This is a genomic window from Nocardiopsis sp. NPDC055824 (genome assembly GCF_053616335.1).
Genome location: NZ_JBSHDN010000388.1, coordinates 1 through 2,159 on the forward strand (window position 1 = coordinate 1; position 2,159 = coordinate 2,159).

2 protein-coding genes are annotated in these 2,159 nt (G+C 71.8%); both read left to right on the plus strand.

The features are described 5' to 3' along the window. Positions 1-366 precede the first annotated feature (366 nt). A complete protein-coding gene (locus ACWGL3_RS32055) occupies positions 367-1,659 on the plus strand; it encodes an MFS transporter (protein ID WP_267947517.1) in 1,293 nt (430 codons plus the stop codon). A 171-nt stretch (positions 1,660-1,830) separates the two neighbouring features. Beyond that, positions 1,831-2,121 (plus strand): hypothetical protein, encoded by a 291-nt coding sequence (locus ACWGL3_RS32060; protein WP_267947518.1) that lies wholly within the window; start codon positions 1,831-1,833, stop codon positions 2,119-2,121. Positions 2,122-2,159: the final 38 nt, after the last annotated feature.

Below are 2,159 nucleotides of genomic sequence, written 5' to 3' on the forward strand. Positions count from 1 at the left end.
CAGCGGTGCACGTGCACCGGGTGGCCGGGTCCGGTCGCTGTCTCCCCCGAGCGCGGCCGGGGCCCCGGCCGCCCGCCGATCCCGGCCGGGCCGCGTCCCCGGAGGGGCGCAACCGGGTGGCCCAGATGATCGGTCCTGGTCAGAGGCGTGGGAGGCGGTCCGGGGTGGTCCCCGCCAGGCCTTTGCGCAGGCCCGGAGAGCCGCGAGTGCGCCGTCGGCGGAGGGGGTTTCCGGTCGGTCCGCCGGTGTGCGGGGCAGAAACACCAAACCTCACTAATACGGGCAAGACGCGCATAATGACGTCATGACAAGCCCACCCCTCGACAGGCCGTCCCCAGCGGCCCGTGATCGGGTCCCCCGACCGCGATGACAGCGGATCGGGATCGCCGACCCCCGCCCCCCGGCCCGGTCCCCCCGGTGAACGGCGCGGAGGAGGTCCGACCGCTCATCCGCAACCACGACTTCCAGACGCTCTGGGTCAGCCGGTTCTTCGCCGGGCTCGGCAAGGAGAGCGGAGAGGTCGCCTACCCGCTCCTCGTCCTCTTCCTCGCCGGCTCGGCCACGCAGGCGGGCGCCATCGGGTCGGCCCAGGCGGCCACCGCCATGGTCGCCGCCGTGGCCGGGGGAGTGCTCGCAGACCGGGCCGACCGCAGGACCGTCCTGCTGTTCTGCGACCTCGGACGCCTGGCGCTGCTCGCCCTTTTCGCGCTCCTGCTGTTCACGGGGAAGGTGACGTTCCCCGTCATCGTGGCGGTCGCGGTCGGCTCGTCGGCGATGATGGGCGTCTCCAACCCGGTCGCCATGGCCTCCGTCAAGCAGCTGGTCCCGGCCTCGCAGGTGTCCGGGGCCGCCGCCCAGAACCAGATCCGCTTCTCCACCACCACGGCCCTGGGCGCGCCCATCGCCGGGTCGCTGTTCAGCCTGGGCCGCGCCCTGCCCTTCGTGACGGAGGCCCTCGCCTACCTGGTGTCGGCGGCACTGGTGCTGTTCATCCGCCGCCCGATGCAGGCCTGCCGCGCTCCGGCGCGCGAGCGCTGGACCCTGCGCGGCACGGTCGGCGGGTTCTCCCTGCTGGCGGCGGACCCGATCCTGCGACCGATGATCCTGTGGATCGTCGGGTTCAACCTGGCCTTCTCGCAGTCGGGGGCGTTCCTCGCGCTCATCGCGACAGCGGAGGCGCAGGGCGCGGGCCATGTGCAGATCGGCCTGACCGTGTCCCTGGCGGGATCGGGCGGACTGGTCGGCGCCCTCGCCGCCGGCGCGGTCCTCAGGTGGGTACGTCCCTCCTCCGCGTTCCTCGCCGCGGCCTGGTCGGCTCCGCTGTGCGCCCTCGGACTGGCGGTCGCGCCGAACGCGGTGTCGCTCGGTGTGTTGCTGGGTCTCGTGTTCGCCGTCGTTCCGTGCGTGAACGCCCTGTTCTACGGCTACGTGGCCGCGTCGGTCGGCGACGGCTACCAGGGCAGGGTGCTGGGGGCGGTCATGTTCATGGCGCTGGTCTCCCAGCCGGTCGGCATCCTCGGGATCGGGATCGTCTTCGACCGTGCGGGGCCGACCTGGGTGTTCCTGGCGATGGCGGGCCTGTCGGCGCTCGCAGCGCTGTTCACCCTCTCGCCGGTGATGCGGGACCTGCCGCGCCCGGAGGAGCTGGCCGGGACCTGAGAGCGGAGGCCGGACCCCACCCGCCCCGGGGTCGGAGGCCGCCGACCGACCGGGCCGGATGTCGGCACGAGGCCACGTTTTTCCCATATATGGAGTTCAGGGTGTTATGTGCTCCGAGGACGGGGGGTACTACACCCTCAGGTATTCGTGACTCTCCGTGATGGGGTAACTGTGAAACGTATCGCCGCCGTCCTCGCCGCCGCCGGACTCGCACTGACCGCCGCCGCCCCGGCCCACGCAGCCCAGGGCACGCTCGAACTGGGCCCGAGGAGTTTCGAGAACCCGAGCGGGTGCTACAACTTCCGGCCGTTCGAGGCCAAGACCGTCACCAACCTGACGGACGAGACGGTCACCGTCCACTACGAACGCGACTGCTCGGGGGAGGTGGTCGGGCAGGTCGGGCCGCAGGCGACCGAACGGTTCGACAACAGCCTCTCCACCTTCAGCGTCCACGTCCCGTGAGACGGCCCCGGCCCCGTCTCTTATACACATCTCCGAGG